This window comes from Streptomyces sp. NPDC051921 (assembly GCF_040680975.1).
GTDB lineage: Bacteria > Actinomycetota > Actinomycetes > Streptomycetales > Streptomycetaceae > Streptomyces.
Genome location: NZ_JBFAXU010000024.1, coordinates 81,827 through 105,177 on the forward strand (window position 1 = coordinate 81,827; position 23,351 = coordinate 105,177).

Sequence of the window (23,351 nt, forward strand, 5' to 3'; positions counted from 1 at the left end):
TCAACTGGTCCAGAACTCCCACCAGCGGGTCAGGACGAGCATCCCGATGATCCCGATGTGCAGCACCGGCAGGGCGAACGTGAAGTCGCCGAGGAAGTTCCGCACGCCGGTCGGCGCGGGCAGCAGCCCGTGCCGCACGTTGTGCGCGGTGACGTACCAGAACATGGTGATCGTGGCGCACCAGGCCAGGCAGCACCACAGGCACAGCGCGTTGATCTCGTACAGCGACTGCTGCATCAGCCAGGTGCAGAAGCCCACGCCGAACAGCATTCCGGCGTTGAGCCCGAGCCAGAACCAGCCCCGGTAGCGGGCACCCGCCAGGATCCCGGCGCCCACGGCGACGACGACGGCGTACGTCACGAGACCGAGCATCGGGTTCGGGAAGCCGAACACCGCGGCCTGCTCGCTCTTCATGATGTTGCCGCAGGAGACCACCGGGTTGAGGCTGCACCCCGGCTGGAAGCCCGGATCCTCCAGGAGCTTGAACTTGTCGATCGTGATGACCCAGCCGGCCAGCACACCGGCCGCGCCCGTCACGACCAGCATCCAGGCGAAGGCCCGGCTCGCGCCGATCCCCGCTCCGCCCGCACGCTCGTCCTCCTGCTGCCGCTGACCCGGCACCCCGCCCCGTACGTTCACCGTCGCCATGAGGCCGCCCCCGTCCGTCAGCCCTGGATCCGGCTCACCGGCACCGCGATGTGGCCCGAGTTCCGCACGACGTCGTCGGCACTGATGAACGCCTTGAGGCGGTCCTCGTCGACCGGCACGCCCGGCGCCGCGTCCGGCCACGGGACGACCGGGATCTTCACGATGACGTGACCGGTCTCGTACGCGGCCTCCTGCCACTCCACCGGCACCTGGCACTGCGCGTTCATGAACGGCAGGGTCAGCACGGCCCGCTGCGCCTCGACGAGCAGGTGCGCGCCGATCCCGCGGTCCTGGCCGGCGTCGACGACGATGCCGCCGATCGGCACGCCCATGCCCTCCAGGGTCTGCCGCAGCTCCGCCTCGCCGGCCTCGGGGCCGTGCAGGCCGTCCCCGAGGGAATACACCATCAGAAAGGGGGTGGCGGGCATGTCGTCGGTGGGCCCGAGGGTCCACGAGATGACGGTGAGCGTTCCCATCGAATGGGCACTGTGCGCCGCGGAAACGACGTTGGAAGTGGTCATGGATCCGGATGCTAGGGGACGAACACCCGGCACCCTCCGCCGAATTCACTCATTCGGCCGACATTCCATCCGTCGGCATTTCCCCCGCAACGAAGCGCGGTTTACATCGTTGTGCCCGGAGGGCATCAGTCGACCCCAGGAGATCACTCATGATCGTCCCACGCCGCGTGGCCTTGCGGTCCCTTTTCGCCGCCGCCGTCACCGCGTTGACGGGCGGCGCGCTGACGCGCATCGCGGCCACGCCGCCGTCGCCCGACGACCCGCTGGTCTTCGACGAGATGTACGGCGGGCGACACGTCCGGGGCCTGCGTGGACCGTCCGGCGAGCCCGTGGCCCTCGTCGACGGCCGGCCGCTGCACCTCATGCGCTGCGCCGACGGCGGCTGGGTCAGCCCGATCGACCACTACGGGTCCTCTCCGACGCCGCTGGCGGCCACCCGCGCGGCCGTGGACGAGATGGGGCCCGCCCCGCTGAGCCGCTTCGCCGCCGCCCACGGCGTCCACCCGGGAGGGAGTCCGCGTGGCGTACACGCGTAAGAACCAGCGCGATCTGACCAGCGCGGAGAAGAAGCGCTTCGTCTCCGCCGTCCTCGAACTCAAACGGACCGGGAAGTACGACGAGTTCGTCCGCACCCACATCGACTACTACGTCGCCGACGGCGAGGGGAAGCTGCGGGTGGCCCACATGTGCCCCAGCTTCCTGCCCTGGCACCGCAAGTTCCTGCTGGAGTTCGAGCGGGCGCTGCGCCGGATCGACCCGTCGGTGACCGTGCCGTACTGGGACTGGACCCGGGACAGCACCCCGGCCGCCTCGCTGTGGGGCGAGGACTTCATGGGCGGCAACGGCCGCAGCGGCGACTCCCAGGTCATGACCGGCCCCTTCGCGTATGCCGGCGGCCGCTGGACCGTGCGCTACGGCATGACCGAACAGCGTTTCCTGAGCAGGGACTTCGGGCGTCCGCGCGATCCGCTCGGACTGCCCACGGCCGCCCAGGTCGACGCGGCGCTGCAGGAGCGCGCGTACGACACGGCGCCCTGGAACTCCACCAGTCGCTCCGGATTCCGCAACCGCCTGGAGGGCTGGGCCCAGGGCCAGGGCAACGACCGCTTCCAGCTGCACAACCGGGTGCACCGCTGGGTGGGCGGACTGATGCTCGGCGGCGGTTCGGTCAACGACCCCGTCTTCTGGCTCCACCACGCCTACGTCGACCTGCTGTGGTCCCGCTGGCAGGCCCGCAACCCGGGCGCCGGCTACCTCCCCAAGGATCCGCCGCCGCTCGGCGATCCGCAGTACCGCAAGGTCGCCGCGCTGCACGAGCGGATGGGCCCGTGGAACATGACCCCGGCGGAGCTGCTCGACCACAGCGGCATCTACCGCTACGCATGACAGCGTCCCCCCGGCCCGCGTGGGCCGGGGGGACGCTCCGTACAGCGGGGGGCCGAGGATCAGCCGCCGTAGCCGCCGTCGTCGTGGCCGTCGACGTTCGCGCACTGGTTGCCGAAGGCCGGGTTGATCAGGCCGATGACGTTGACGGTGTTGCCGCAGAGGTTGACCGGAACGTGGACCGGGACCTGCACGACGTTGCCGGAACCGACGCCGGGCGAGTGGGCGGCGACGGCCTCGGCGCCCGAGTCGGCGACGGCCAGGCCGGCTCCGCTGAGGGCAACGGCACCGGTGCCGGCGATGACAGCGGCAGCCTTCGCGATGCGAGACATCAGGAACTCCTTGAACGTGGAAAGCGACCGCGAGAATCACGGCCACATGTGTCCTTCAACGGCGTGACGCCCCAGGGGTCACGGGCATTGCGCCGAACGGGACGGAGGAAATGAGAAATCGGAGGAGATGGCCCGCGGACCGCCCGTTCCCTCCGCCGTCGGATACGACGGAGCGGTCCGGGGATCCGCGGGCCGCGGCCATGCGACAAGCCTTCTCCTGCAACGAGCATCGACCCCGTGAGTGGCGGGAAGAATCGTGTCTTCACCCGCCGGATCATTGGTCGTACAAAAGGGCGTGCGTTACGGGGCCAGGCCCAACTGGGGGTCCAGCGCGCCGGTCACCGCCGGGGTGAGGACGCCGACCTCCGGCACACCGAGCCCGGGGAGGCCGAGCCCGTCGCCCTGCGGCGCGAGCAGCGCGTTGCCCACGGTGGCGCCCGGGGTGAGGGCCTTCATCTCGGAGCGGGGGCTGGTGACCTCGGCGGTGCCGGGCTCGCTGCCCTTCAGGAGCTCGGGCAGCGGGGCCGCGATGTCGGTCTCCGACAGGGTGCTGTCGAGCGGCACCCGGGGCAGGGTGAGGTCGGGCAGCGCGCCGACGCCCTCGTGGAAGCCGGTGGGCGCGCCGGGGATCGGCGTGGGGACGCCGGTCGCGACCGACGGGGCGTCCATCGGGAGGACCGGCTCGAGACCCTGCAGCGGAACGACCACCGGGGCGTCCGCGGCGGCGGAGGGCGCCAGGGCCGCGGAGGCGAGGGCGGCGGCGAGGAGTCCCAGGCCGGCGTGAGATCGCAGATTCATGTCCTGCAAACGAGTTGCGGCCCGGTTTCGTGACGGGTTTCCCCTGAGTGCAGCAACGCGAGGCCCCCACCGGTGAGGGCGGGGGCCTCGGTTGACGGGACGTCAGTGCGGAACGTCCGTGGGGCGTCGGTGCGGGGCGTCAGTGGTTGCGGTTGCGGACCAGTCGCCCGCCGCGCAGGTACATCACGGAACCGCCGATGAGGAGCGCGGCGCTGATCGCGGCGGCCCCCATCAGAGCGGCCGAGTCACTACCGGTGTCGGGGAGGTGCGGGTGGTCGCTGGGGTGACCGGGGTGGCTGGGATGTCCGCCGGGCCCATGCCCCTCACACCCGTAACCGGACTCCTCCTCGTCGCAGGGCGGCTGGGTGGTGGGCGGGTGGGTGGTCGGGGGCTGCGTGGTCGGAGGCTGCGTCGTCGGCGGGTGGGTGGTGGGGGGCTGCGTGGTGGGCGGGTGGGTGGTCGGAGGCTGCGTGGTCGGCGGCTGCGTCGTCGGCGGGTGGGTGGTGGGGGGCTGCGTCGTCGGAGGCTGCGTCGTCGGAGGCTGCGTCGTCGGAGGCTGCGTCGTCGGAGGCTGCGTCGTCGGCGGCTGCGTGGTGGGGGGCTGCGTCGTCGGAGGCTGCGTCGTCGGAGGCTGCGTGGTGGGGGGCTGCGTCGTCGGAGGCTGCGTCGTCGGCGGCTGCGTCGTCGGAGGCTGCGTGGTGGGGGGCTGCGTCGTGGGGGGCGTCGTCTCGCAGTCCTCGCCGTAGCCGCCCTCCTCGCAGCCCGGGTGGGTCGGGTGGCCGCCGGGCTGGTCGTCGCCGTAGCCGTCGGGCCCGTCGTCCTCGCCGCCGGCGGACTGCGCCGCCTGGTGACAGATGTCGGCGACCGCGGCGGCGACGAGGTCCCCCAGCTGGCCGTGGTCCCCGCACACGTTGGCCGGTACGGGCACCTGCAGGTGCTGCCCGCTGTCGGGTCCGGGCGAATCCTCCGTGGCGGCCACGGAGTTCACGGTCAGGGCGATGCCGCCGGTGAGCGACAGGATGCCGGTCGCCGCAGCGGTGGTGAGCACTTTCCTGCTGATGATGGATCGCATACCGCTCTTCCTCTGGGACAGGGAGAGACCGGCGAGGATCCCCCCTCGCTCCGACGACCGGCCGTTTCCCCTCACGCCGTCCAAGTGCGTGAGGATGGCGTGAGCGTAGGGAGAGGGAAAGGCCGGAGGATCGAGGCAACACGGCAGACAATCCGAAAATCATTCAATCGGACGTTGGTGAGGGGTAAAAGTGTGGCCCTGGCAAAGGGTGTCCGCCAGGGCCTGTCACAGCACGGTGGTGTGATTGGCCGTCAGCCGCCCAGCGGTCCGGCGCCGAGCGGGAGGCCGCCGAGGAGCGAGCCCTCCCCGCCGGTCTTGTTCAGCTGGGTCGCGGTGTCGGTGACGGTCTTGACGGGCGAGCCGTCCGTGGTGCTGCTGAGCGCTTCCGTCGTCAGCCCGCCGCTGGTGAGCGCGCCGAGTCCACCGTCCAGGCTGGTGGGCACCATCGATCCCGCGGCCATCGCGGGCGCGGCGACGCCCAGGGCCATCACAGAACCGGCGAGGGCCGCGGCAACCTTGGTGGGCTTCATGAAGAGGTTCCTTCCATCGGTGAACAACTCTCTTGCTGCACAGGGATGTTGAGGATTCCCCGTACGCCGTTCCACTTTCTGTAACGAGAGGTGCGGCCCCCGGAAACTCCGGGAGCGGGGTTTTCTCGACACTGCACCCGAACGATGAGGGCCGGTGCTATTTCCCGATCGAATGCCCGGCAACGGCGCGTGAGGGGCGCGGAAAGAGCGCGGGAAAGGGCGCGGAACAGGGCCGTGCCCGCCCAGGAGTCCTGGACGGGCACGGCCCGAGGGGGCGGCCGGTCAGCGAGCCGGCAGCGGCAGAGTGACCGGCAGGCCGCCCGTCGACGGCGGCGCGATCGGCAGGTCGTCCGTGGAGGGCGGCGCGATCGGCAGGTCGTCCGTGGAGGGCGGCGCGATCGGCAGGCCGTCCGTCGAAGGCGGCGCGACCGGCAGGCCGTCCGTGGAGGGCGGCGCGACCGGGAGGTCGTCCGTCGACGGCGGGGTGACCTGGAGGTCCGGCACGGCCGGGACGCCGGGCAGGGAGGTCAGGTCCGGAAGGCCCGGAAGGGCCGGGACCGGCAGTCCACCGCCGAGCACGGTCGACACGACTTGCCCGACGAGCGAGGTCACGGTCGAGGCGACCTGGGGGACGACACCGGTCAGACCGCCCGAGGTGACGGCGGCGAGCAGGTCGGCGACCGCCTTCTGCACGGTGGCGAGCACGTCGTCGACGACATCGGTGGGTGCGGGCGCGGCCTTCGGGGGCGCGGGGGTCGCGCCCTTCGCCGCGTCGACGGCGGCTTCGAGCCGTGCCCTCAGCGCGTCCGCGTCGGCCGCGGGCAGCTGCCCGTCGTCGGCCTCGGGGGGTGCGGAGAGCGGATCGGCCGCCGGGGCGAGGGGGCCGGCCAGAGCGGCCGGACGGGACGATCGGTGTTCGTCGGCGAAGGCGGGTCCCGCCGTACCGAGGGTGATGGCGGCGGATATCGCCAGGGCAGTGAGGCGGCGTGATCCCAGGGGACGCATATGTGTTCCTTTTCCTTATGCGTCGGACAACTTCTCCGCCACCGTGCCTGCGGGTATAGCGCTCCGCAACCGCAGAACTACTGAGCGCCACGTCTCCGTTCGAGTGAATCCACCCCTCTGGCCTGCTTCTCCCAGGGGCGTACGCCGTTGCACCGGACGGCGCGCAGGGGTGCGCCCGAACGAGTCACCACACAGCGAACAGACGGCGAAGGCCGGCGCGTCGCCCCCTACGGGGCGACGCGCCGGCCTCGGAAGGACCACGATCCGGCGTGCGAGATCAGGCGTTGACGCAGGTGTTGCCGAAGGCCGGGTTCAGCGCGCCGATGACGCTGACGGTGTTGCCGCAGACGTTGACCGGGATGTGCACCGGAACCTGGACCACGTTGCCGGACAGGACGCCCGGGGAGTGCACGGCCGCACCCTCGGCGCCGGCGTCGGCGGCGGCGACACCGGCGGCACCGGCGACGGTGGCGGCGGCACCGACGGACAGAGCGACAGCCTTGGCGATACGGGACATGGAGAACGTCTCCTCGATCGATTTACTACTCGGACGGCGCGGACGATTTCGTCCCGCTGCTTCAACAACGCCTGGGGATTTCATCGGTTGCTCTCCCGAACGGGTGACGTTCAACCGATCTTTGGGCCATAAGAGCGTCATTCGAGTGACTGGGCCCAGAAAGGCGCAACACGCTCAACGAGGAACCTGCCCGTCGGGTACGGAAGTTAGCGTTTGTGAGCATCTAATGCTTACTATCGCCCGCCGTGGGGGTTATAACGTTCCCGAACGTTGCTTCCGGTCCCGTCGCGCGTTCATCCATTTCGCGCGGACGACTCCTTCCTCGCCCCCGGTCTCCACGGGTCTTCCTCTCCTTCTCTCATCAAAGCGGAGAACCTGTATGCGGAATTCAGCGGTTGATGCCGTTCATGCCGTGCGTCGGGGCCTGGTGTGTGCCTTGTCGTGCGCGGCGCTGTCCGCCGCGCTCCCGGCCGCCTCGGCCGTCGCGCCCCGGGCCGAGGAGGCCGCCCGAGTCCCCTTCGCGCCGCGGTACGAGGCGGTCCTGCACGGGGGGATCGCGCGGGCCGCCAACACCTCGGCGACCGGTGCCAAGGGCACCGAGACGGTCAACGACGGCGCCACGATCGCGTACGTCGACGTCGACAGCGACCCCAACACGTACAACTCCAGCCGGGCCGAACTGCGGGTGCCCGCCGGGGCCCGGGTCAGCTGGGCCCGCCTGTACTGGGGCGGCAACCTGCGCGTCGGCGAGCAGAAGCCGCCCAAGGACAACGGGCGGGTGCTGATCGCCGAGCCCGGCGGCCAGTACAAGGCCCTGCTCGCCGACACCACGATCGGCCACCGCACCGCGGACGGCGCGGACGCCTTCCAGGCCTCCGCCGACGTCACGGAGCTGGTCCGTTCGGCCCGGCCGGGACTGTGGACCGTCGCCCAGGTGAACGTGGCGATGGGCCGTTCGGCGGTCGGCGGCTGGGGCGGCTGGACGCTGGTCGCCGCGTACGAGAAGGCGGACGAGCCGCTGCGCCGACTGGCCGTCTGGGACGGTTTCGAGACCCTCGGCCCGAAGAACGAGGAGCTCGGAATCCCGCTCGCGCTCGGCACCGACCGCATTCCGCGGGACGCGGCCGGCCGGCTCGGGCTCGTCGCCTACGACGGCGACCGGGGGACTTCCGGGGATTACCTCGCCGTGGAAACCGGCCTGGCGGAGCGCGTCACGCGCAGCGTGATCTCCGATTCCGCGAATTCCGCGGACGACGTGATGAACTCCAGCATCACGGATTCGGGAGCAAGTCGGATGGAACGACTGCCCGTTCATCAGAACACCCTGGGGTACGACTCCGACGTCTTCGATCTGCGGGGGGCGCTGCGCCATGGGGCCGATCGTTTCCACATCCGCCTCGGGAGCCGGAAGGACGCCGTCTGGCTCGGCGCGCTCTTCCTCCAGGCCGACGTCGCCCGCCCGGCGGCCGCCCGGCGGTGACGAGCGCCCGGACGTGCTGCACGCGGTCCAGCCGGGTGACGGCGGGGTCGCCCGGGTCGTCACCGACCTGGTCCGCGCGCAGCTCGCGACGGGCCTGCGGGTGGCCGTGGCCTGCCCGCCCGGCACGGAACTCGCCGCGGCGGTACGGGACGAGGGCGCCGACGCGTACGACTGGCGGGCCGGCCGCGAGCCCGGCCCGGGCCTGTTCCACGAGACCCGTGACCTCGCCCGGCTGATCCGCGCGGTGCGCCCCGCCCTGGTACACGCCCACAGCGCCAAGGCCGGGCTGTGCGCCCGACTCGCGCTGCGCGGCCGTATCCCGACGGTGTACCAGCCGCACGCCTGGTCCTTCGAGGCGGTCGAGGGCACGACGGCCGCCCTCGCCCGCCGCTGGGAGCGCGCGGCCGCCCGCTGGACGGCCCGTGTCGTCTGCGTCAGCGAGGCGGAACGGCGCACCGGCGAGGCGGCCGGGGTCCGGGCGCCGTGGTCGGTGATCCACAACGGTGTGGACACGGCCCGCTTCACCCCGGCACCGGGGACGGTCCCCTTCCCCGCACCAGCCGGCGAGCCGGCCGGGCCGGCCGGGTCCCACGGCCCCGTCGTCGTCTGCGTCGGGCGGCTCTGCCGGCAGAAGGGGCAGGACGTGTTGCTCGCCGCGTGGCCCGAGGTGGTCGCGCGGGTGCCCGGGGCGCGGCTCGTTCTGGTCGGGGACGGACCCGACGCCGAGCGGTTGCGGGCCGCCGCCGGGGACGCGGTGACGTTCGCCGGGGCGGTGCCCGACACCGCGCCCTGGTACCGGGCCGCCGATGTCGTCGTCCTCCCCTCCCGCTGGGAGGGCATGGCGCTCGCCCCGCTGGAGGCGATGGCGAGCGGCCGGCCGGTGGTGGTCGGCGACGTGGACGGGGCGCGCGAGAGCCTGCCGCCCGGCCACGAGGAGCTGTGCCTGGTCCCGCCCGGGGACCCGGCCGCCCTCGCCGCAGCGCTCGGCCGCCTTCTGGCCCGGCCCGAGCTGCGGCACTCGCTGGGCCGGGAGGCCCGCGAGCACGTACTCAGCAGATTCGATGTGCGGCGCACCGGCGCGGCCGTCGCGGAGCTCTACCGCGAACTGGCCGGAGTGCGGTGCACGGAGCACAGAGAGCCGATCGCACAGTGACTACGGAAAGCACCAGCGTCCCTCCCACACAGGGCCCCTGGCCCGCCGCGGGACCTCTTCAGGGCCTCGCCTCCCTCGCGTCGCCGCGACGCGGTTCCGACCGCCTCGCGCTGCCGCCGCGCAGGCCGGGCCGGCAGCGGCTCGCCGCGCTGCCGCTGGTCACGGCCGACGCGCTCGCCGTACTGGTCGCGGTCCTCCTGCTGTCCGAGCAGCACCGGCGCTGGGAGCCGGTGCTGCTCGTGGCCGGTCTCGTCGTGCTGCTCGACGGCCGGGCCGGTCTGTACCGTCCGGCCGGGGTGCCCGCGGGCGTCCTCGACGAACTGCCCGCGCTCGCCGCCCGCGCCGGGGTCGCCTGGTGCGTGACGGCCGCCGCGGCCGCCGCGTACGCCCCGGCGCTCGCGATCGGACCGCTGCGGCTGTGCGGCGCGTACGCGACCCACGTGGTGGTGGTGACCGTCCTGCGCGGTCTCGTGCACGGGCGCCGCCGGCGCGCGGCGCGGGCGCACCCCCGGTCGGCGCTGGTGATCGGCGCGCCGGGCCCGGCCCGCCGCTTCGCGGCCGCGCTGGGGCAGCGTCCGGAGTACGGCATCCGGCCGGTCGGCCTCGTCGGCCCGCGCCCGGACCGCGAGCCGGGCCTCCCGGTGCTGACGACGACCGAGGAGATCCACCGGGCCGTCATCCAGAACACGGTCCGCGACGCGATCTTCCTGACCGAGGACGACGGGCTCGTGACGCTCTTCCAGCACTACGGCTGCACGACGTGGCGGATCGGCGGCGAGCCCGCCGACGGGCCGATGGGCGAGCACCTGTGGGGCTACCACTGCCGGCGCCTGGTACCGCTCGGTGAGCGGCGCGGTCTGACCGCGAAGCGGGTCCTGGACGTGGCGCTCGCCGCGCCCGCGCTGGCGTGCGCGCTGCCGGTGCTGCTGCTGTGCGGGCTGGCCGTTCGGCTCTCGGACGGGCCCGGGGTGCTGTTCCGGCAGGAGCGGGTGGGGCAGAACGGGCGCCTGTTCACGCTGCTGAAGTTCCGTACGCTCAAGCCGGTCGACGAGACGGAGTCGGCGACCCGGTGGAGCGTCGCCGACGACCACCGGATGAGCGCCGCCGGGCACTTCCTGCGGAAGACCTCGCTGGACGAGCTGCCGCAGCTGTGGAACGTGCTGCGCGGGGACATGAGCCTGGTCGGCCCGCGGCCCGAACGCCCGTACTTCGTCGCCCAGTTCAGCCGGGTGCACGCCGGGTACGCGGCCCGGCACCGGATGCCGGTGGGGCTCACCGGGCTCGCCCAGGTGCACGGCCTGCGCGGCGACACCTCGATCGAGGACCGCTGCCGCTTCGACAACCACTACATCGACCACTGGTCGCTCTGGCAGGACGTCTGCATCCTGCTGCGCACGGCGGCCGGCCTCGTGCGACCGACGGGAAGCTGACGATGGCGACGATGCCGACAGCGGCGGTGGCCGTACCGGGCTCCGGCCCGGAGGTGCGGGAGTGGGCGCGCAGGGTGGCGGCGCTCTCGCCGGTCCTCGCCGTGGTCGCGCTGCTGCTCGTACCGGGTGGCGGGGGCGGCGCGCAGGGCGGAACGGGCGGTACCGGCACCCTCGCTGACGCCGCCTCGGGTCTGCTGGTCGTCATCTGCCTCGTGCGGCTGGTGTGGAGCGGGGCGCGCCCGCTGAGCCGCGCGGCGGCCGTCGTGCTCGGCCTGCCCGTGCTCGGCGTGTGCCTGGCCGCGATCACCTCCAACGACCCGGGCGCGAGCCTGCCGGGTGTCGCCCGCTACCTGCAGATCTTCGTGCTGGTCCCGGCGGCGGTGCTGCTGTCGGTCCGGGACCGGCGGGACTTCGCCGTGGTGGCCTGGGCCCTCGTCGGCCTCGCGCTGCTGCAGGGCGCGGTGGGCGTGGTGCAGTTCCTGACCGGGACGGGCGCCTCGTACCAGGGCGAGGACATCCGGGCGGTCGGCACCTTCGGGGCGACCGACGTGATGGGCATGGCGACGGTCGTCGCGTACGGCCTCGTCATCGCGGCCGGTCTGGCACTCGGCGGCACCGCGGGCCGCGCCAGGACGGCGGCGCTGGCCTGCGCGTGCGCGCTGTTCGTCCCGCTGGTGCTGTCCTTCAGCCGCGGCGCGTGGATCGCCACGGCCCTGACCTGCGGGCTCCAGCTGCTCCTGTCCGGTCTGCGCCGGGCCGGCCGGGTGGTGCTCGCCACGGCGGCGCTCGGCGTCGTCCTGGTCGGTGGTCTCGGCATCGGCTCGGAGATGGTGAAGGAACGCGTCACCAGCATCACGCAGGTCACGGCCGCGCCGGACCAGTCCGTCACGGACCGGTACACGATGTGGGCGGCGGCGGGCCGGATGTGGAGCGGCGAGCCGCTCACCGGTGTGGGCCTGAAGGGCTTTCCCGCGTACCGCGACTCCAACGCCTCGCTGGCGCTCTCCTCGGGCAGCGACACGGCCGGCGCGGGAGCGGCCTTCGCTCGGCAGCCACTGCTGTCCCCGCACAACATGTACCTCCTCGTCCTCAGCGAGCAGGGCCTCGTCGGCCTCCTGGCCCTGGCCGGCAGCTGGGCCGCCCTGCTGGTCGCCGCCGTGCGCCGGCGCCGGCTCGGCGGAGACTGCGCGCTCGTCGCGATCGGCCTGCTGTCCTGGCAGCTCATCGACTTCTTCTACGCGGACATCGGGGGCCCCTCGACGGTCCTGATGTCCGTCGTCCTCGGCCTGGCGGCCTGGTGGTCGCTGGCGGAGGTGCGGCGTGCGTGACCCCTGGTCCCCCCTCCAGCCCCCGACGGACGCCCCCGGCCCGCCGGGGGCGTCGGCCGAGCGCGTCGCGGCGCAGGGCGGGAGGCGCGACGGTGGGGCCGCCGCACCCCCGCACGGGCGGGCCGGCCACGGGCAGTACGTCCGTGACGCCCCGCCGGGCGACGGGGCGTCACGGGGTTCCGTGCCGTTCGACGTCCCGGCGGCCGGCGTCGCCCGGGCGCCGGCACCCACCGAGAGCGCCGTCCCGCCCGCCGCGCGCCCGGGCGGGTGGGACGGTGCCGCGCCCTTCGTACCCGGCGAACCCCCGGCGTCCCACCGGCCCGCCCCCCGGGCGACGGACGCACCGGACCCCGGGGCCGACGGCGACCTCCGCTTCACCGGCCCCTCGCGGGCGGCCACCCCCGCCGGCCACGGCACCCCCTGGTCGCCCCTCGCACCGGCGGACGCCCTCTGCGGCCTCCCTCCGCACCCTGACGCCCGCCCCGCCCCGTCCCCCGAGGCGACCGAACGGTCCCTTCACCCTCACGCACCGCACCCGCCCGCGTCCCCGGCCGACCCGTGGTCCGACGTTCCTCCGGCGGACGCCCTGGGCGGTCCCCCGCCGACGGCGGCGGGCGGGAGGCCGGGAGGGGGCGTCGGCGCGCACGCCTCCGCCGGAGCCGCCGACCCGTGGTCCTCCCTCGCCGCGGCGGACGCCCTCTGCGGGCTGCCGCCCGCCGGGGCGGGCCCGCGGGCGGAGGGTCCCGCCGCCGCGCGCGCCTCCGCCGCGGACAGGCGGCGGGAGGGCGGGTCCGGGCCCGCGGACGTGCCCGTGGACCTGCTCGTCGCCGATCCGTGGGCGGGCGGCGTGCCGACGGACACGCGGTGCGACGGGAGCGGTCCCGCCGTGCGGCGCGCGGCGCGGGCGGGCCGGCCACCGGCCGGGGCGCGGGCCGTGCGGCGGGTCGCGCACGAGCGGGCGCCGCGCCTCGACGAGCCCGAGAGGCACGCGCTGCTCGACGCGACGACCGGACCACGGCCCCCGCTGCTCGGCGGGCGGCCGCTCGGGCTCGGGGCGCGGCCCGTCGCGGGTGCCGACACCCGGGCGCCCTTGCTCGGCACCCTGGGTGCGCCGCCACGGCCGTACCCGCCGTCGCCGCCGGCCGGCGGCGCCGCGGTCGGGCGGGCGCGGCACGCACGCCCCAAGGGGGGCCGGTCGCCGTCGGGGCGGTTCCTGCTGCGGGCGGCCGTGGTGACGGCGGTACTGACCGCTGTCGGTGCGGTGCTGGGGCTGGTCCGGGACCAGATCCTCGCCGGGTACTTCGGGGCGGGGGCCGAGACCGACGCCTTCCTCGTGGCGTGGACGGTGCCGGAGTTCGCGTCGACGCTGCTCATCGAGGACGCGATGGCGCTGATCCTCGTACCGGCGTTCTCACGGGCCCTCGCGCGGCGGGCCGGGACGCTGTTCGGGGACCCGGTCCGTGCACTCGTCCGGACGACGCTGCCCCGGCTGGTGCTGACCGTCGCGGCCGTCGCCGCGCTCCTCGTCGCCCTCGCGCCGCTCCTCGTGTCGGCGCTCGCGCCCGGCCTGCCCGATCCGCAGCTCGCGGTGGACTGCACGCGGCTCACGGCCACCTGCGTGCTGTCGTTCGCGCTCGCCGGGTACTGCTCGGCGGCGCTGCGCGCGCACGGCTCGTTCCTGCCGCCGGCCGCGATCTACGTGGCGTACAACGTCGGCATCATCGGAACGACCCTGGTGCTGCGCGAGCCGCTCGGGGTGCGGTCCGCCGCCGCCGGCGTCGCGGTCGGCGGGATCCTGATGGTGCTCGTCCAGGCGCCGTCGCTGCTGCGGGAGCTGCGGACCCGGCCCGTGCCGAAGGAGGAGCCGCGGCCCGCGCCGCCGAGCGACGGGCGGCTGCTCGTGCTCGGGATGATCGCGCCGGTCGTCGTGTTCGCGCTGTCCCGGCAGTCGCAGATCCTCGTCGAGCGGTTCCTCGCCTCGCCGCTGCCGGCCGGCGCCATCTCGCATCTGAACTACGCGCAGAAGGTCGCGCAGATGCCGATGATCCTCTCCCTGATGCTGTGCACGGTCAGCTTCCCCGTCGTCGCCCGCGCCCTCGCGGCCGGCGAGGCGGAGGCGGCCCGCCGCCGGGTGGAACGGGACCTGCTGCTGGCGGCGGTCGTGGTCCTGGTCGGCGCGTCGACGGTGATCGCCGCCGCGCCGCAGATCGTCGAGATCCTCTTCCAGCGCGGCGCGTTCGACCGCTCCGACACGGCCGCCACGGCCGCCGTCATGCGGGTGTACGCGCTGGGGCTGCTCGGCCAGACGATGGTGGGCGCCCTGGTCCGCTGCTACTTCTCCGCCGCCCGCCCGCTCTGGTACCCGGCCGCCGCGATGGGCGCCGGGCTCGCCGTGACCGCCGTCACGGGGGCGGTCGGCGCCCGTCTGTGGGGCGCCGCCGGCATCGCGGGCGCCAACGCGCTGGGCATCACCCTGACCGCGGTGATGCTGCTGCTCGGCGCGCACCGCCAGTCCGTCCCGGTCGACGTCCGCAGGCTCGGCGAGGGCCTGCTGCGGCTGGCCACCGCCGGCGCCTGGGCCACCGGCGCGGGCTGGCTGTGCTCGGTCCTGGTCGGGCCGCCCGTGCTCGCCCTCGCCGTCGCCGCCGTGGTGGTGATGGGCGTCTTCCTGCTGTTCGTCGCGTGCGCCGCCAAGGCGCCCGAGATCCCGCCCCTGCCCCGCTCCTCCCGCCGAAGGACCCCCCATGCCCGCCCCAGCCGCGCTGCGTCGTCTGCTGCCGAAGCCACCCCTGTGGGTCGCGATGTACCACTCGATCGCGGACGCCTCCGATGACCCGTACAAGGTGACCGTCTCCCCCGTGCGCTTCGCCCGGCAGCTGCACTGGCTGGGCGACCGCGGGCTGCGCGGGGTGTCCGTACGGGAGCTGCTCGCGGCGGCCGCCGAGGGGCGGGAACGCGGCCTGGTCGGGCTGACCTTCGACGACGGCTACGCCGACTTCCTGGAGTCGGCGATGCCGCTGCTGCGCCGGCACGGCTTCACGGCGACGGTGTACGTGCTGCCGGGGCGGCTCGGCGGCGCCAACGCCTGGGACGTGGAAGGCCCGCGCAAGCCGCTCCTCGACGAGGACGGCATCCGGCGGGCGGCCGCCGCGGGCATGGAGATCGGCTCGCACGGCCTGGACCACGTCTCCCTCGTGGGCGCCGACGACACCACGCTCACTGCCGAGACCCGGCAGAGCCGGGAGATGATCGAGGAGATCACCGGCGGCCCGGTGGACGGCTTCTGCTACCCGTACGGTGCGGTCGACGCGCGGGCCGTACGGGCCGTGCGCAAGGCCGGTTACGCGTACGCCTGCGCGATCGACCCGGGCCCGCTGTCCGGCGCTTACGCGCTGCCCCGCATCCACGTCGGCGAGGAGGACACCTCCTGGCGGCTCACCGCGAAGCGGGTGCTCCATCCGCTGCGGCGCCGCCGCCCCGCCGATCTGGTTCCCGCGCGGAGCGGCCCGGCCCGGTCGGTGCTGTCGTGAAGGTGCTGCATGTCATCACGGGCCTCGGGATCGGCGGCGCCGAGCAGCAGCTGCGGCTGCTGCTCCGGCACCTCCCGGTGCAGAGCCGGGTGGTGACCCTGACCAACCCGGGCGCGGTCGCCGACGGCATCGAGGCGGACGGCGTCCCGGTCGCCCACCTCGGCATGACCGGGAACCGGGACGTGGGTGCGCTGCCCCGGCTCACCCGGCTGATCCGGCAGGGCGGTTACGACCTGGTCCACACCCACCTGTACCGGGCCTGCGTGTACGGCAGGCCCGCCGCCCGGCTCGCCGGGGTGCGGTCCGTCATCGCGACCGAGCACTCCCTCGGGGACGTCCAGATCGAGGGCCGGCCGCTGTCGGCGGGCACCCGGGCGCTGTATCTGGCGACCGAGCGCCTCGGCACCTCCACCGTGGCCGTGTCACCGAGCGTGGCACGCCGGCTGGCGGCCTGGGGCGTTGCCCCGGCCCGTATCCGGGTGGTGCCGAACGGCATCGAGACGGATCGCTTCGCCTTCGACCCGCTGGCTCGCGCGACGACCCGGGCGGCGCTCGGGCTGCCCGCGGACGCGTTCGTGGTCGGCGGGGTGGGGCGGCTCGCCGCCGGGAAGCGGTTCGACCGGCTGGTCCGGGCGGTGGCGTCGGTACCGGAGGCACGGCTGCTGCTCGTCGGCGAGGGCGACCGGCGGGCGGAGCTGCTGCGGTTGGCCGGGGAGTGCGGCGCGGCCGACCGGGTGCTGCTCGCGGGCGCCGTGCCGGATCCGCCGACGGGCCCGGCGGGCGGCCGGCCCGACCTGCCGTCGCTGCTCGCCGCGATGGACGTCTTCGTGTCCACCTCCCCCGACGAGACCTTCGGTCTGGCGGTCGTCGAGGCGCTGGCCGCGGGTCTGCCGGCGCTGTACGTGGCCTGCCCAGCGATCGACGACCTGCCGGCCGGCGCGGCGCCCGGCGCGCGCCGGATCGGCCCGTCCGTGCCCGAGCTGATCGGCGCCCTGCGCGAGCTCCTCGCGGAGCGTGACACCCGGGGCGCCCGGGGCTCCGGGAACGCGGGAGGCACGTGGGACGCCGGGAACCCCGCCCGGCCGGACCGGCTGCCGCCGCCCGAGGCCGTCCGCCGCTACGACATCGCGCACAGCGCCCGGCAGTTGCTGACCCTCTACCACCAGGCCGTCCACGGCCCCCACCTTTCCGTGAAGTGAGAGCTGCACCATGACCACGACACCGCCACGTCATTTCCTCCCCACCCCCGCCCGCTGGATGGTGCTGCCGGCCGCCGTGCTGGCCGGCGCGGCCCTCGGCGGCGGCTACGGCGCCGTGAAGACCCCGCAGTACGCGGCGACCAGCTACGTCATCGTCGTGCCCGCCGAGAAGTCCGACCCGGCCGCCGCGCTCGGCTTCGCCCAGGCGTACGGCCGGGTCGCCACGGACATCGCGGTGACCGGCGACGCCCAGGTGTGGGCCGGGGTCTCGGCCGCCACGCTGCGCTCCAGCGTGCAGGCCGCGACCTCGCCGGACGCACCGATGATCTCGATCACCGCGCGGTCGGCGAAGCCGTCGACCGCGGTGTCGATGGCCGACGGGGTGGCCCGCGCCCTGGTCACCAACAGCTCGCACGTCGCCGGGAACACGGGTGTGAAGGTCGTCCAGTTCTCGCGGGCGACCAAGCCGGTCGCCCCGGTCTCGCCGTCGGCGACCCTGTCGGCCCTGGTCGGCGCGTGCGGCGGCGGGCTGCTCGGCGGTCTCGCACTGCTCGTCCGGCCGAAGCGCGCCGTGCGGACCGAGGCCCGGCACTCCCGGCAGGCGGCGGTGCCGGCTCCGTCGACGGCGGCGCAGCCGGAACCGGAGGCGGTGTGACCGGCAGACCGCCGCTCACCGGGCCGGCCGCCGCGCTGCGCGCCGAGGTGTGCCGGGACGGCGCGGAGTTCGGGCGGCTCGGCGCCGAGTGGACGCGGCTGTACGCCCGTTGCTCCTCGGCCACGCCGTTCCAGTCCCACGCGTGGCTGCACTCGTGGTGGCTGTCGTACGGGCGGCCTGGCGCCCTGCGGGTGGTGCTCGTGCGGCGGGCGGACGGCACGCTCGTCGCGGCGGCGCCGCTGCTGCGGGCGTCCGGCCCGCTGCCGGTGCTCACCCAGCTCGGCGGTGCCATCACCGACTTCACCGACGTGCTGCTCGACGACGGCTGCCCCGAGGCGGCGCCCGCGCTGGCCGCGGCCATGGCCCGGGCGGCGCACGGCGCGGTGGTCGATCTGCGCGAGGTACGGCCCGGGGCGGCCGTCGAGCGGGTCTACGAGGCCTGGCGGGGTCCGCGGCGACGGCTCGCGGACTCGCTGTGCCTGGAGCTGCCCGCCGTACCGATGGAGGCCCTGCTCCAACGCATCCCGTCGGGCAAGGCCCAGCGGGTCCGGGCGAAGCTGCGCAAGCTCGACGCGCTCGGCATCGACGAGCGCGTCGTCACCGGACCCGAGGTGCCGGCCGCCCTGGAGCGCCTGCTCGCCCTCCATCAACTGCAGTGGCGGGGGCGGGGGGTGACCGTCGAGCACACCAGCGAGCGGTTCGCCCAGCACCTGGCGCGGGCGGTACGGCCGATGGTGGAGCGCGGCGACGCGATGGTCACCGAGTTCCGCCTCGACGGGGACGTGGTGTGCGCGGACCTCACCCTGATGTCCCCGCGGCTCGCGGGCGGCTATCTGTACGGCGCCGATCCGGCGCTGCGGGCCCGCAAGGTGGACGTGGCGGCGATGCTGCTGCGCCACGGGGCGCGGGAGACCAGCGCGAGCGGTCGGGCGACGCTGAGCATGCTGCGCGGCACCGAGCCGTACAAGCACCACTGGCGGCCCGAGACCGTGCCCAACCAGCGCCTGATGCTCGCGGGACCGGCCACGGCCCCGCTGCTGTGGCTGAGGGCGGGCGCGGCGGACGGGCGGCGCTGGGCGGCCCGGCAGGTGCGGGAACGGGAGTGGCTGGGCCGGGCGCTCGGCCGGAGGCGGGGGACGCAGGGGAGGCAAGGGACGCAAGGGACGCCGAACGGCGGCGGAGGATGAGCTCCTCCGCCGCCGTGGGGGGCCGTCAGGGGCCGGTCAGAACGGCCAGACTCCCTTCAGCGCACCCTTCCAGTCGAGGTCCAGGCTCTCCTTCCAGCTGCTGCCGGTCTCCTTGGCGGGTTCCTTGACGGACTGCTCCACGGACTCCTTCACCGAGTCCTTCCAGGAGTCGTTCCAGGAGTCGTCCTTGGGGACGCAGACCGGACCGCCGATCCAGCTCTCGACCCATGAACCGAGGTTCAGGGTCCAGCAGACGGGCTCGGGCTTGGGCTCAGGCTTGGGTTCCGGCTTGGGTTCCGGCTTGGGTTCCGGCTTCGGCTCGGGCTTCGGTTCCGGCTTCGGCTCGGGCTTCGGTTCCGGCTTCGGCTCGGGCTTCGGTTCCGGCTTCGGTTCCGGCTTCGGTTCCGGCTTCGGCTCGGGCTTGGGCTCGGGCTTCGGCTCAGGCTTCGGCTCGGGCTTGGGCTCAGGCTTCGGTTCCGGCTTGGGCTCAGGCTTCGGCTCAGGCTTCGGCACCGGGACTGTCGGGTCGGTCGGGTCCACCGGGTCCGTCGGGTCCACCGGGTCGGTCGGATCCGTCGGGTCCACCGGGTCCACCGGGTCCGTCGGGTCGACGGGGTCGGTCGGGTCGACGGGGTCGGTCGGGTCCGTCGGCTCGGTCGGGTCCACCGGGTCCGTCGGGTCCACCGGGTCGACAGGGTCGGTCGGGACCTGCGGCTCCGCGCCGTACAGCATCTGGCGGAAGACTTCCGACGACTTCGGGTTGTCGTCGCACTGCCAGACGCCGTGCGGGCAGTAGTCGGTGATCGTGTGGTACAGCGGTTTGTGCTGCTGCATCCATTCGATCATGCGCCGCATGTAGACGGGGTTGTCTCCGTTCCGGAACAGGCCCCATTCCGGATAGGAGATCTGCTTCTTGTGCTCGGCCGCGAAATCGACCTGCGCCTGCAGCCCGTACGGCTCGCGCACGTGTTCGTCGAAACTGGATCCCGGCGGCTGGTCGTAGGAATCCATGCCGATGATGTCGACGACGTCGTCGCCGGGATAGCACTCCGTCCACGGAACGGCGTCCCGGCCCCGGCTCGGATTGAAGTCGAAACGGAACTTCTGCCCCGGCACGGAACGCATCGCGGTCACGATGCGCGTCCAGTACTTCTTCCACGCCGTCGGATCGGGCGCACACCGGTGCGTGTACGTCGTGCCGTTCATCTCCCAGCCGAGGACGATCACGGTGTCGGTGGCGTCGAGGTCGACCAGGCGCCGGGCGAGCCGCTGGAAGTGGTGGTCGTAGTAGCCGGCGGCGCCCAGCTGGAGCTGGCGGCGGACCTCGTAGTCGGAGACCCCGGCCTCGTTCCGCTCCAGCATCGGCACGTTCAGGACGAACAGGCGGTCGGTCCGCTCGTTCCGCCAGGCCGCCCAGGCGTCCAGGAAGCCGGGCGGACTCTCGATGTTCGACCAGAGGTCGCCCGGCAGGTACGTGTGACCGACCCGCAGCTCACGGCCGCCGAGCCACCGCTCCAGCTGACTGATCCGGGCCACCCCGAGCGGTCCGGATTCCAGGAAGGCCCCCATCGCACTGGACAGAGTCGGTTGGGGGTCCTTGGTCGTTACGGATTCGGATTCGGCGACGTGAGGCCGAGTCTGCGCGTGAGCGGGAGACGACAGCACGACAGAACCTGAGGCGAGGAGACCGGCGGTGATCACCCCCAGCCATCTTCTCGAAGTTCTCTTCTTTCGGTTGACCATGGCAGCTCCTTCTCTCTCGTGCCGCGTGATGGTCCGTCAATCCGATGTTCCGAAAGTATTCCTAATGAGCCGACCGAGAACTCGGCTTGGATCTGATCAATCGTCCATTAGAGGATTCTTCATCGCCCAGTTGGGGCACCCGAGACGAAGGACATGCCGTGCCGAGTTTTGACACCCGCGTCCCAGCGGTCCTTGTGCGGCTCGACCACAACCCTTTCCACCACGGCACGCTCGGCGCCGTGCGATCCCTCGGGCGGGCGGGCATCGCGGTGCACGCGGTGGTCGAATCGCTCTCCAGTCCGGTCGTCCGCTCCCGCTACCTCCGCGGCGCCCACCCACGTCCCGCCGTGCCCTCGCCCGCCGAGCTCACCCGGCTGCTGCTGCGCGTCGCCGACGAGCTGTCCGACACCACGTCACATCCCGCGCTGCTCGTCCCCCTCGACGACATCACGGCCCTGTCCCTGGCCGAGTGCCGACCCGAGCTCACCGGGCGCTTCCTGCTGACCGACCAGTCCCCGGAGCAGCTCGCGCGGGTCGCCGACAAGGCCCAGCTCGCCGCGACCTGCCGGGCGCTGGGCCTGCCCCACCCCCGTACCGAACTCCCCACCAGCGCCGACGAGGCCGCCTCGATGGCCTGGGCGCTCGGCCTCCCGGTGATCGCCAAGTGGAGCCGACCCTGGCTGCTGCCGACCGGTGGCGGGCTGCGCAGCACCGCGATCGTCGGCTCGCTCACCGAGGTCCGCGAGCTGTACCGGCGCACCCCGCAGGCCGGCAGCCGGCTGCTGCTCCAGGAGCTGCTGCCCGCCGGGCGCGGGCTCGACTGGTTCTTCCACGGCTACGTGGACTCCGGCGGACGCTGCTCGACGGGGGCCACCGGCCGCAAGGAGCGCTCCTGGCCCGACGGGGCCGGGCTCACCGCGGTGGGCCGCTGGACCGCCAACCCGGTGGTGGACGCCCTGGCCCGGGAGCTGCTCTCGGCGCTCGGCTACCGGGGCGTGTGCGACCTGGACTTCCGGCTCGACCGGGCGACCGGCGCCTACCACCTGCTCGACTTCAATCCGCGGCCCGGCGCCCAGTTCCGGCTCTTCGCCGACCGGGCCGGGCTCGACGTGGTCCGGGCCATGCACCTGGACCTCACCGGCCGCCCGGTGCCCACACATCGCCCCGCGTACGGGCGTCGCTTCGTCGTGGAGAACTACGCGGCCCTGTCGTTCCTGTCCTCGCCGCGCCGTCGGTACGCGGCAGCGCGGGGCGGCGGCGAGGCGGCTTGGTTCGCCGCCGACGACCTCGGCCCGGCACTCGCGATGCTGCGCTCCTGGTGCGCGCACGCCCTGCGCAAGGGCCTGTCGGCGCTCCGCCGGCTGCTCCGTGCCGGGCGCCCGGCACGCCGGCCCGCCCCCACGGCGCCGCCGCCGGCCCGCAGCCCCCACGACCGCATGACCCGACGGTGAGACCCCGAGTCCCCCCGGACCCCCGTCCGGGCCTCCGAGACCTGAGAAGGCGGAACGCACGATGTACGACCTGGTGATTGTGGGAGCGGGCCCCTACGGCCTGTCCGTCGCCGCCCACGCGGCGGCGCAGGGCCTCTCCCTGCGCACCTTCGGCCGGCCCATGGAGTCCTGGCACGCCATGCCGTCGGCGATGTTCCTCAAGTCGGAGCCGTGGGCCTCGCACCTCTCGGACCCGGAGGGGGCGTACGGGCTCGACTCCTACGCGGCCACGCAGGGCGTCCGCGCCGAGCACGGCGTACCGCTGCCCGTCGGCTTCTTCGCCGGGTACGGCGACTGGTTCGCCCGCCAGGCGGTGCCCCCGCTCGACGAGCGGCTCGTCAGCACCGTCGCGCCCGCCGACGGCGGCGGTTTCACGGTCACCGCGGAGGACGGCGAGACCGTCCGCTGCCGCACCGTCGCGCTCGCCGTGGGGGTGCTGCCGTTCATGGAGATCCCCGGGCCGCTGCGCGGACTGCCCCGCCGTCACGTCACCCACTCCAGCCACCACGGCGAGCTCGACGGCTTCGCCGGCCGCGACGTCACGGTGATCGGCGCGGGCCAGGCGGCCCTGGAGACCGCCGCCATCCTCGCCGAGAAGGGTGCGACGGTGCGGATCCTGGCCCGGGCCGACCGGTTGAACTGGAACACCGTGCCGCCGGCGCTCGACCGGGGCCCCTGGCAGTCGCTGCGCGCCCCGCACACGGGCCTCGGCTGCGGCTGGCAGAACCGGCTGTACGCGGACACTCCGGGGATCTTCCGGAGGCTGCCGGCCGCGACCCGGGAGCGGCTCTTCGACTCGGCGCTCGGCCCGGCCGGCGCCTGGTGGCTGCGCGAGCGGTTCGCCGCGGTCGACGACGTGCGCCTGGGGCAGCGGGTGGCGGCGGCCACGGTGACCGCCGACGAGCGGCTGAGGCTGGCGGTGGCGGGGACGGACGGGACGACGGGCGTCGTGGAGACCGACCATGTAGTCGCGGCCACCGGCTTCGTACCGAGCCTGGACCGGGCGGACGTGCTCGCGCCCGTGTTGCGGGACGGGCTGCGCCGGGTGGGTGCGGGCGGGGCGCCGGAGGTCGGGGCCCTGTTCGAGTCCTCGTGGCCGGGGCTCTTCCTCGCCGGACTGCTCACGGCGCCCTCGTACGGGCCCTCGATGCGCTTCGTGTTCGGCGCGGGCTACACGGCCGGGAGGCTGGTGAAGGGGGTGCGGCAACGGCTGCGGGCCCCCGGGCGCGGGGCGGCGCCCGTCCGTCCGCGGTCGGGCGAGGAGCGGGTGACCGCCGCGGCCCCCTGACACGGCGGAGGCCGGCCCCGGGAGCGTGGTGGTCACTTCCCGGGGCCGGCCCCTTCCGACGG

General features: G+C 74.1%; 21 protein-coding genes and 1 pseudogene. 13 read left to right on the forward strand and 9 right to left on the reverse strand.

The genetic code is table 11. The annotated features are described in order from the left end of the window. Together AB0M16_RS28505 and AB0M16_RS28510 are read right to left on the reverse strand one after the other, a co-directional pair. Nucleotides 1-648, reverse strand: a complete 648-nt coding sequence (locus tag AB0M16_RS28505; protein ID WP_365347865.1) for a vitamin K epoxide reductase family protein — start codon at nucleotides 646-648, stop codon at nucleotides 1-3. A gap of 17 nt (nucleotides 649-665) precedes the next feature. Then, nucleotides 666-1,169 carry a DUF5949 family protein gene (locus tag AB0M16_RS28510; RefSeq protein ID WP_365347867.1) on the reverse strand — a complete coding sequence of 168 codons (504 nt, stop codon included), beginning with the start codon at nucleotides 1,167-1,169 and terminating at the stop codon, nucleotides 666-668. A gap of 149 nt (nucleotides 1,170-1,318) precedes the next feature. Here AB0M16_RS28510 and AB0M16_RS28515 point away from each other — a divergent pair, with 149 nt between their 5' ends. Together AB0M16_RS28515 and AB0M16_RS28520 are read left to right on the forward strand one after the other, a co-directional pair. Further along, nucleotides 1,319-1,705, forward strand: coding sequence for a tyrosinase family oxidase copper chaperone (locus AB0M16_RS28515; protein ID WP_365347869.1), 387 nt, complete (start codon nucleotides 1,319-1,321; stop codon nucleotides 1,703-1,705). Continuing rightward, nucleotides 1,689-2,555, forward strand: a complete 867-nt coding sequence (locus AB0M16_RS28520) for a tyrosinase family protein (RefSeq protein ID WP_365347871.1) — start codon at nucleotides 1,689-1,691, stop codon at nucleotides 2,553-2,555. The genes AB0M16_RS28515 and AB0M16_RS28520 overlap by 17 nt, the downstream gene beginning before the upstream one ends. 59 nt (nucleotides 2,556-2,614) lie before the next feature. Here the strand turns inward: AB0M16_RS28520 and AB0M16_RS28525 are convergent, their stop codons facing one another. The 6 genes from AB0M16_RS28525 to AB0M16_RS28550 form a co-directional block, all read right to left on the reverse strand. Next, complete coding sequence (locus tag AB0M16_RS28525; protein ID WP_365347873.1) at nucleotides 2,615-2,884, reverse strand: chaplin; 270 nt, start codon at nucleotides 2,882-2,884, stop codon at nucleotides 2,615-2,617. A 300-nt stretch (nucleotides 2,885-3,184) separates the two neighbouring features. Further along, the gene (locus tag AB0M16_RS28530) at nucleotides 3,185-3,682 is read right to left on the reverse strand and encodes a hypothetical protein (RefSeq protein WP_365347875.1); all 498 of its coding nucleotides are present in this window, start codon (nucleotides 3,680-3,682) and stop codon (nucleotides 3,185-3,187) included. A gap of 139 nt (nucleotides 3,683-3,821) precedes the next feature. Next, a complete protein-coding gene (locus tag AB0M16_RS28535) occupies nucleotides 3,822-4,754 on the reverse strand; it encodes a chaplin family protein (RefSeq protein ID WP_365347877.1) in 933 nt (310 codons plus the stop codon). A 251-nt stretch (nucleotides 4,755-5,005) separates the two neighbouring features. Next, a complete protein-coding gene (locus AB0M16_RS28540) occupies nucleotides 5,006-5,284 on the reverse strand; it encodes a hypothetical protein (protein ID WP_365347879.1) in 279 nt (92 codons plus the stop codon). A 282-nt stretch (nucleotides 5,285-5,566) separates the two neighbouring features. Next, on the reverse strand, nucleotides 5,567-6,289 hold the full coding sequence (locus tag AB0M16_RS28545; protein WP_365347881.1) for a hypothetical protein: 723 nt from the start codon (nucleotides 6,287-6,289) through the stop codon (nucleotides 5,567-5,569). 277 nt (nucleotides 6,290-6,566) lie between these two features. Further along, entirely contained in the window at nucleotides 6,567-6,806 is a 240-nt protein-coding gene (locus tag AB0M16_RS28550; protein ID WP_365347883.1) for a chaplin, read from the reverse strand. Nucleotides 6,807-7,185: 379 nt separating this feature from the next. On the opposite strand from AB0M16_RS28550, the gene AB0M16_RS28555 reads away from it, so the two are divergent. The 9 genes from AB0M16_RS28555 to AB0M16_RS28595 all read left to right on the forward strand — a co-directional run bounded on the left by AB0M16_RS28555 (nucleotide 7,186) and on the right by AB0M16_RS28595 (nucleotide 18,768). Then, nucleotides 7,186-8,286, forward strand: coding sequence for a DUF3344 domain-containing protein (locus AB0M16_RS28555; protein ID WP_365347885.1), 1,101 nt, complete (start codon nucleotides 7,186-7,188; stop codon nucleotides 8,284-8,286). Between the two features lie 13 nt (nucleotides 8,287-8,299). Further along, nucleotides 8,300-9,439, forward strand: a complete 1,140-nt coding sequence (locus AB0M16_RS28560; protein WP_365347887.1) for a glycosyltransferase — start codon at nucleotides 8,300-8,302, stop codon at nucleotides 9,437-9,439. After that, nucleotides 9,436-10,869, forward strand: a complete 1,434-nt coding sequence (locus AB0M16_RS28565) for a sugar transferase (RefSeq protein ID WP_365347889.1) — start codon at nucleotides 9,436-9,438, stop codon at nucleotides 10,867-10,869. Before AB0M16_RS28560 ends, AB0M16_RS28565 begins: the two co-directional genes overlap by 4 nt. A 2-nt stretch (nucleotides 10,870-10,871) precedes the next feature. Beyond that, complete coding sequence (locus AB0M16_RS28570) at nucleotides 10,872-12,197, forward strand: O-antigen ligase family protein (protein ID WP_365347891.1); 1,326 nt, start codon at nucleotides 10,872-10,874, stop codon at nucleotides 12,195-12,197. A 1,102-nt stretch (nucleotides 12,198-13,299) separates the two neighbouring features. Next, nucleotides 13,300-15,030 carry a lipid II flippase MurJ gene (locus AB0M16_RS28575; protein ID WP_365347998.1) on the forward strand — a complete coding sequence of 577 codons (1,731 nt, stop codon included), beginning with the start codon at nucleotides 13,300-13,302 and terminating at the stop codon, nucleotides 15,028-15,030. Then, nucleotides 14,942-15,727 carry a polysaccharide deacetylase family protein gene (locus AB0M16_RS28580; RefSeq protein WP_365347893.1) on the forward strand — a complete coding sequence of 262 codons (786 nt, stop codon included), beginning with the start codon at nucleotides 14,942-14,944 and terminating at the stop codon, nucleotides 15,725-15,727. The genes AB0M16_RS28575 and AB0M16_RS28580 overlap by 89 nt, the downstream gene beginning before the upstream one ends. Next, entirely contained in the window at nucleotides 15,724-16,926 is a 1,203-nt protein-coding gene (locus AB0M16_RS28585) for a glycosyltransferase (RefSeq protein WP_365347895.1), read from the forward strand. The genes AB0M16_RS28580 and AB0M16_RS28585 overlap by 4 nt, the downstream gene beginning before the upstream one ends. A 10-nt stretch (nucleotides 16,927-16,936) precedes the next feature. Next, the gene (locus AB0M16_RS28590; RefSeq protein ID WP_365347897.1) at nucleotides 16,937-17,581 is read left to right on the forward strand and encodes a lipopolysaccharide biosynthesis protein; all 645 of its coding nucleotides are present in this window, start codon (nucleotides 16,937-16,939) and stop codon (nucleotides 17,579-17,581) included. 47 nt (nucleotides 17,582-17,628) lie between these two features. Beyond that, nucleotides 17,629-18,768 (forward strand): GNAT family N-acetyltransferase, encoded by a 1,140-nt coding sequence (locus AB0M16_RS28595; protein WP_365348000.1) that lies wholly within the window; start codon nucleotides 17,629-17,631, stop codon nucleotides 18,766-18,768. A 726-nt stretch (nucleotides 18,769-19,494) separates the two neighbouring features. Here the strand turns inward: AB0M16_RS28595 and AB0M16_RS28600 are convergent. Further along, a pseudogene (locus AB0M16_RS28600) lies at nucleotides 19,495-20,337 on the reverse strand (glycosyl hydrolase); the annotation flags it as partial. A gap of 413 nt (nucleotides 20,338-20,750) precedes the next feature. Between AB0M16_RS28600 and AB0M16_RS28605 the strand changes: the two are divergent. Together AB0M16_RS28605 and AB0M16_RS28610 are read left to right on the forward strand one after the other, a co-directional pair. Further along, nucleotides 20,751-21,962: an ATP-grasp domain-containing protein gene (locus AB0M16_RS28605; RefSeq protein WP_365347898.1), complete on the forward strand. Its 1,212-nt coding sequence runs from the start codon at nucleotides 20,751-20,753 to the stop codon at nucleotides 21,960-21,962. Between the two features lie 61 nt (nucleotides 21,963-22,023). Continuing rightward, on the forward strand, nucleotides 22,024-23,289 hold the full coding sequence (locus tag AB0M16_RS28610) for an FAD-dependent oxidoreductase (RefSeq protein ID WP_365347900.1): 1,266 nt from the start codon (nucleotides 22,024-22,026) through the stop codon (nucleotides 23,287-23,289). Nucleotides 23,290-23,351 lie beyond the last annotated feature (62 nt).